The 6538-nt window shown below is 68.1% G+C and carries 5 protein-coding genes; all 5 read right to left on the bottom strand.

Annotated features, from left to right (window positions below; all coding sequences use genetic code 11):
• Window positions 1–131 precede the first annotated feature (131 nt).
• Genes HV742_RS23105 through siaA form a run of 5 tightly spaced genes read right to left on the bottom strand, consistent with a single transcriptional unit; the run spans window position 132 to window position 6514 of the window.
• A complete protein-coding gene (locus tag HV742_RS23105) occupies window positions 132–2708 on the bottom strand; it encodes a sensor domain-containing protein (protein WP_254601226.1) in 2577 nt (858 codons plus the stop codon).
• A gap of 39 nt (window positions 2709–2747) precedes the next feature.
• Window positions 2748–3545 (bottom strand): biofilm regulation diguanylate cyclase SiaD, encoded by a 798-nt coding sequence (siaD, locus tag HV742_RS23100; protein WP_063584174.1) that lies wholly within the window; start codon window positions 3543–3545, stop codon window positions 2748–2750.
• Window positions 3542–3919, bottom strand: coding sequence for a biofilm regulation phosphoprotein SiaC (siaC, locus tag HV742_RS23095; protein ID WP_049071049.1), 378 nt, complete (start codon window positions 3917–3919; stop codon window positions 3542–3544). The genes siaD and siaC overlap by 4 nt, the downstream gene beginning before the upstream one ends.
• A 37-nt stretch (window positions 3920–3956) precedes the next feature.
• Window positions 3957–4496, bottom strand: coding sequence for a biofilm regulation protein kinase SiaB (gene siaB / locus HV742_RS23090; RefSeq protein ID WP_049071048.1), 540 nt, complete (start codon window positions 4494–4496; stop codon window positions 3957–3959).
• 23 nt (window positions 4497–4519) lie between these two features.
• Window positions 4520–6514, bottom strand: coding sequence for a biofilm regulation protein phosphatase SiaA (gene siaA, locus HV742_RS23085; RefSeq protein ID WP_200904295.1), 1995 nt, complete (start codon window positions 6512–6514; stop codon window positions 4520–4522).
• Between the last annotated feature and the right edge of the window lie 24 nt (window positions 6515–6538).

The following is a 6538-nucleotide window of genomic DNA, read 5'->3' as shown; positions in this document are numbered from 1 at the left end:
CAGGCGGCAACGAGGTTGAGCCCGGGGCAGTCCGGAGCGAACGCTCCGGACCGCAATCGTAGCCCCGCCATCCCCCACCGACCCCGACACGCGCGCCTTAAGAACCTACCCCCGCGAAAAGAGCAAACCGCTCACCCCCTAGCCCGCAACCACTCCTCGAGATCCCCCGCCGGCAACGGCGGCGAGAACAGAAACCCCTGCCCCGCCGCGCACCCCTGCTCGATCAGAAATCGCCGCTGCTCTTCATTCTCGATCCCTTCAGCCACCACCGGCAGGCTGAGGCTCTCCCCGATGCGGATCACGGCGCTCGTCAGCGCCCGGGCCGCGTCATCGCTCTCCAGCCCCTGGACGAAACTGCGGTCCAGCTTCAGTTCGTCCACGATCAAGCGCCGCAAATGCCCCAGGCTGGAATAGCCCGTGCCGAAATCGTCCATCGACAGCCGCACGCCCAGGCGGTGCAGCTCCGCGATCGTTCGCAGCGTGCCCGCCGTCGCGTCCAGCACCACCCCCTCGGTGATCTCCAGCATCAGATCCGACGCCGCCAGCCCGAACTCCGCCAGCGTCGCGGCGATCATGCGCGGCAGGTTCAGGTTGTGGAAATTGGTGGCCGAAAGATTCACCGACACCGACGGCACCCGCAGCCCGTTGTGGCGCCAGATCGACAATTGCGAGCATGCCTCGCGCACCGCCCAGTCGCCCAGATCGCCGATCAACCCGCACTCCTCGGCCAAGGGCACGAAGCGGGCCGGCGAGATCTCGCCCAGCGTCGGATGGCGCCAGCGGGCCAGCGCCTCCACCCCGTACAGGCTGCCGTTCTTCAGGCCCACCTGGGGTTGGTAGTGCAGCCGCAGCGCGCGGCCCTCCAGCGCATCGCGCAGCGCCGCTTCCAGCGCCAGGCGCTCCTGGGCCTGGCGGTTCATCTCCGCGCTGAAGAACGAAATACGGTTGCGTCCCGCCGTCTTGGCCTGGTACATCGCCATGTCGGCATGACGCAGCAGCGTATCCATGTCGCGGCCATTTTCCGGGAACACGCTGATGCCGATGCTCACCGACGGATTGAGCGTAATGCCGCCCACCACGAACGGGTGCGACAGCGACACCAGGATGTGCTCGGCCGCCGCCGTCAGGCGGCCATGCTCGAAATCGGGCATCAGCATCACGAACTCGTCGCCCGACAGGCGGCCGACGATATCCGTGGCGCGCGCCAGGCGGCGCAGGCGTTGGGCGATGTCGCGCAGCAGGGCGTCGCCGATGGGGTGGCCGAGCGTGTCGTTGACCTGCTTGAAGCGGTCCAGGTCCAGGAACAGCACCGCCACCCGCTTGCGCTCGGGCTCGGCGCGGGCGATGGCCTGCTCGGCCTGGGCCAGCAGCAGGTTGCGGTTCGGCAGGCCGGTCAGTTCGTCGTAGAACGCCAGTTGGCGGATGCGGGCGCGGGCCTCTTCGCGCTCCAGCGCCAGGGCGCACAGGTACACGCACACGTCCACCAGGCGATGATGGAAGTCGTCCGGCAGGCGGCGTTCACGGAAATAGAACCCGAAGGTGCCGATCACGCGGCCGTCGCTCGACTTGATGGGCGAGGACCAGCAGGCCTTGATGTCTTCCGGCAGCGGCAGGTGGCGATAGTCGTCCCACAGCGGGTCGGTGGCGATATCGGGCACGATCACCGGCCGCCCCAGGAAGGCCGCGGTGCCGCAGGCGCCGGACCGGGGGCCGATGGCCTCGCCCTCCAGCGCGTCGGAGTAGGCCGAAGGCATGCTTGGCGCGGCCAGGGGCCGCAGCTTGCCGGCCTCGTCCACCCGCAGCACGGTGGCCGCGACTTCGGGCGCCAGCCGCTCGACCTCGCGGCAGACCATGTTCATCACCTCGACCACCGAGGCCTCATTGACCATCGCCTGCAGCACGCGGCGTTGCAGCACCTCGTGCACCTTGGTGGGCGTGATGTCGGTCAGCACATCGACGATGTTGACCAGCGAGCCGCGCTCGTCGAACACCGAGTTGGCCATCATCGATACCCACAGGGGCTTGCCGCCGCGGTCATAGACCAGCACGTCCTTGTGATAGCCCTCGCGGCAGGCGATGCGGCGGTCCAGTTCCTCGCGGGTGCCACCGTCGGGGCGGCCGCCGGCCAGCAGCTCGCCCATTTCCTGCCCGAGCGCATCGGCGCGCGAAAAGCCCAGCATGCGCTGGAAGCCATCGTTGACGTAGACGATTCGGCCGTCGCGCCCGGACACGGCCACGGCATTGCCGGTTTCGTTGATCCCCAGCAGCAGCAGGCGGATCTCTTCCTGGCGTTCCGCATCGGCGATGGACTTGCGCGAGATGATCGCAATGCGGCGCACTTCGCCGCTCTCGTCGCGCATCGGCAGATAGGTGGCCTCGATCCACAGCGACGCGCCGCCGCGGGTGCGGTAGCGGCAGGTGCCGGAGAAGAATTCGCCGCGACGCAGGCGGGCCCAGATCTGTTCGGCGCTGGCGATGCCCTTGCCTTCGTCCATGCTGTCGCACAGCAGGTCGTGGCGCAGGCCGGCGATATCGGCGCGGGCATAGTCCAGCGCGGCCAGGAAGTTGTCGTTCGCGCTCAGCAGCGAACCGGCGGCGTCGAAGTCGAACAGCAGCAGCGCCCGGTCCATCGTCGCCAGATAGTTGCTCACCTGCCACGCGGCGCCCTGCGGGGCCACGCTCGAACCGCCTGGATGAGAATCAAGCATAAGGGGCTCCATACCGGAAGACAGCGATTCCGGGTTCATTCAGGGCCGGGGAAAGCCAAGCGCGACGCGGTCGCGTCCATCCTGCTTGGCCAGGTACAAGGCCTGGTCCGCCCGGCTGAGCGTTTCTGAAAAGGTTTCACCGAGCTGGTGGTAGGCCATGCCGATACTCACGGTCAGGCGCAGCACCTCGGCGCCGACGTCGATGGCCAGGGCGCGCACCGCGCCAACCAGCCGGTCCATCACGCCTTGCGCCGTCCCGGGCGGCGTGGCGGGCAGCAATACCAGGAATTCCTCGCCGCCCCAGCGGCCGCACAGGTCGTATTCGCGCACGCTGGCGCGCATGGCGCCGGCCAGCTCGACCAGGGCGCGGTCGCCGACCTCGTGGCCGTGGCGGTCATTGACGGCCTTGAAATGGTCGACGTCGAGCATGGCGACCACGAAGGCCTGGCCGCCGCGCGCGGCGCGCTGCACTTCCTGCTTGATCATCTCCGTCAGGGCGCGGCGGTTCAGCAGCCCGGTCAGCGGATCGCGGCGCGAGGTCTCTTCCAGCGTCGCGTTCAGGTCGCGCATCATGCTCTGGTAGTGGTCGGAGATGCGCGCGATGCGCGCCAGCCGCCGCAGTTGCCGGTCGAACTGTTCGCACAGCCCCATCTCGCGCTGGTGCGCCATCGACTGGTAGGCATCCGACAGGTGGGTGACCCGCTCGATCCGCGCCATCTGCTCGGCGGTGTGCCGCCACAGGTCCTGCAGGGCCTCGCGCAGCGGATGGCCGGCATAGGCCGGATCCGCCAGCAGGGCGGCGATGCGTTCGTCCAGCTCGGCGTTGCCGGGCTTCATTGGCGGCCGACGACCGAGAACGGGAAGGTACAGTCTTCCTTGAATTCCTCGGCCAGCTCGCCGACGCGCTCGTTGCGCATGTCGTAGAACCAGGTCACGCTGACGCCGCGGCCCTTGGCGTGGGCGGCTTCCAGCAGATCGAAGATGTCCATCACGGACTTGATGCTGCTGGTGTTCAGGTACAGCAGTTCCAGTTCCAGGTTGAGCGGCGCGTCGCCACTGAGCAGATAGGCCTCCACCCATTCGATCACCGGGCCGAACAGCTCGAAGGAATTCTCGGGGTAGGAGTCGCCGCGCATCGCCAGCACGCCGGCGGCGGCGTCGGCGGTGATGGCGGGCGTGGACTGGGTCCCCGGAATATTCAGGTCTTTCATCAGTAACTCCGAAAAGGTCTATGGCTCAGGGGCGCGGTCAGATCACGACGCTCAGGCTGAAGAATGCCCGGCCCTCGCCCGCCGCGGGCGTCAGGCTGGCTTCCAGCGGCGCCCCGGCCCGGCGGGCGATATCGATCAGGCCCAGCCCCGCGCCCGAGGCCACGCCGGGCGTGCGCGGCTTGTGCAACTGGGCCTTGTATTCCGCCTTGAGGGCGGCCTTGTCCAGCGCGGCCAACTGCTGGATGCGGGCCACCAGGCTGCGGCCATCCTCGGCCTTGACCAGGTTGCCGGCCGACACCACGTAGCGGCTCTCGTCGCGGCGCCCGATGACCACGGTGGCGGCGGCGTCCGTGTCGCCGTTCTGCGCGGCATACTGGCGGATGTTCTGGATCATCTCGATGTAGACCGAAAACACGTCCATGGCTTCGGCGGGCCGCGCGTGCTCGGCGTTCAGGTAATTCTTCAGCGCATTGCCGATTTCCTCGATCAGGCTGCGGGAGATGGGCCCGTTGAAGCACAACAGCGTGCGGTTCTGGTCGAACCGCTCGCCCAATGCGTAGAGATCGGAGGCATTCATGGGAGTTACCGCCCTGATAACGATTATTCGAAACGGAAAGACAGCAAGGTAATGTCGTCGCGCTGCGGCCTTCCGCCCTGGTACCGGGCCAGGGCCTCGGTAAAGGCCGCCGCCTGGTCGGTTAACGGCTGCCGCGCGTGTCTCTTGAGCATTTCGGCGAAACGCGTGTTGCCGAAGCCGAAGCCATGCTCGCCGCCGGCCTGGTCCAGGAAGCCGTCGGTCGCCAGGTAGTACGTCCAGCCCGGCTCCATGCGCAACTCGATGTTCTGGTAGGTCCCGGTCCGCTTGTCGCCCAGCGCGCGCTTGCCCCCCGGCACTTCGCGCAGGGTCTCGCCGTCGCTGGCGTACAGGCTGATCTTGGCGCCGGCATACCGCAAGCTGCCGGATTGGCGGTCAATATATACCAGCCCCGCGTCGGTATTGGTGGCCAGGGCCCGTGGCAATTGCGCGTCCGCGAGCATGGCGCGGATGGCGCTGTCGGTGCGCGCCAGGATGCCGGCCGGGTCGGCCGGGCCGGCCTCGGTGATGGCCAGGTCGATGGCCGCGCGCGCCAACATGGTCATCAGCGCGCCCGGCACGCCGTGGCCGGCGCAGTCCATGATGCCCAGCAGGCAGTTGGCGCCGTCCGAGCGGAATACGTAGAAATCGCCGCCGACCACGTCGCGCGGCTTCCACAACACGAAATGGTGGGCGCCGAGCGACTGGGTCAGCTGGCGATCGGGCAGGATGGCGCGCTGGATCAGGCTGGCGTAGTCGATGGAATCGCCGATCTTCTTGTGCGCGGCCGCCATGGCGCGGTTGGCGTCCTCCAGCTCGGAGGTGCGCTCGCGCACCTTGCTTTCCAGTTCAGCGGTGTGCTGGCGAACCTTGTCGGCCATGACACCGAAGGCGCGGCTCAGGTCGCCGATTTCGTCCTGGCCGCCCGGCGGCAGGCGCACGTCGTAGCTGCCGTTGGCGATGGCGCGGGCCGATTGCTGCAGGCGGCGCAGCGGCCGCAGCATCAGGCGCTCGATGGCGTAGCCGAAGCACAGCAGCAGGGCCGCGAACAGCAGCACCAGGCCGATGGCGGCCGGCCACAGCCAGTCGGTGTCCAGCACGCGGGCCGCGCCCAGGTCGACCACCGTCAGCACGTGCCAGTGCAATTCGGGCATGTAGGCCACCGACACCAGCTGGCGCACGCCGTCGATGGTGACCCAGGCCGACTGCACCGATTGCGGATCGGCCTGGGCCGCGTGCATCGCCGAGCGCAGCTCGTCGCGGCCGTTGCCTGCGTCGAGCAGGTTGAACACCCTGCCGCGGCCACTGGCGCCTTCCGCGCCGCCGGCCCCTGAGTTGTAGGCGATCAGCGTGGGATCCATGTGCGCCTGGATCGCGCCCTCCTCGTCAACGATGATGGGCGTCACGCCGGGCTGGCCGCTGTTGACGAAGTCGCGCAGGAAACCGCCCACGTCCAGGCCGGCGCCGGTCAGGCCGATGACCTTGTCGCCGTCGCGCACCTGCACGTTGATCCAGACCCGGGTGGTCTTGAGCTTGAGGTCCGGATTGACGTTGATGTTGTAGCGCGCGCTCGCCTTGAGCGAGTTGTAGAACCAGCCATCGTCGGCCGCGTCGCGGCTGAGCGTATAGCGCGGCGCCTCCGACAGCGGCTGGTCGTCATTGAAGTAATAGTGGCCGGTGGCGGCGCTGGCGATGAAATAGGCGCGGCCCAGCAGGTCGCGCCGGTAGCCGTCGGCCTCGCGGAAGAACAGTTCGCGCGCGGCCGGATCGCTTTCGTTGCGCAGCCAGCGGCGCGTGACCTCGCTGTCGGCCAGCCGCTGCGACAGCGCCAGCTCGCGCGACACCGGCGCCAGGATGCGCTGCCGGTTCAGTTGCGTGAAGTTATCGGCGAAGGCGCGGCCGAAGTGATCGCGCACGCCGTCCAGCACCTGCCAGCCGATCAGCGCGGCCGGCGCCAGCGCGACCAGGCATGCCAGCAACAGCGCCATCAATGATTTTTTGCGCAAACCCCATTTCGCCATGCGAAGTCTTCCCTGACAGCTTGT

Source organism: Achromobacter ruhlandii, assembly GCF_902859695.1.
Lineage (GTDB): Bacteria > Pseudomonadota > Gammaproteobacteria > Burkholderiales > Burkholderiaceae_B > Achromobacter > Achromobacter ruhlandii.
Note: the sequence above shows the minus strand (reverse complement) of the source record. Positions and strands in the feature narration are given on the sequence as shown.

What these genes read in the sequence shown, in the direction of transcription:
- HV742_RS23105 (WP_254601226.1), bottom strand. Translation starts at nt 2,708, where the DNA reads ATGCTTGATTCTCATCCAGGCGGTTCGAGCGTGGCCCCGCAGGGCGCC.
- siaD (WP_063584174.1), bottom strand. Translation starts at nt 3,545, where the DNA reads ATGAAGCCCGGCAACGCCGAGCTGGACGAACGCATCGCCGCCCTGCTG.
- siaC (WP_049071049.1), bottom strand. Translation starts at nt 3,919, where the DNA reads ATGAAAGACCTGAATATTCCGGGGACCCAGTCCACGCCCGCCATCACC.
- siaB (WP_049071048.1), bottom strand. Translation starts at nt 4,496, where the DNA reads ATGAATGCCTCCGATCTCTACGCATTGGGCGAGCGGTTCGACCAGAAC.
- siaA (WP_200904295.1), bottom strand. Translation starts at nt 6,514, where the DNA reads ATGGCGAAATGGGGTTTGCGCAAAAAATCATTGATGGCGCTGTTGCTG.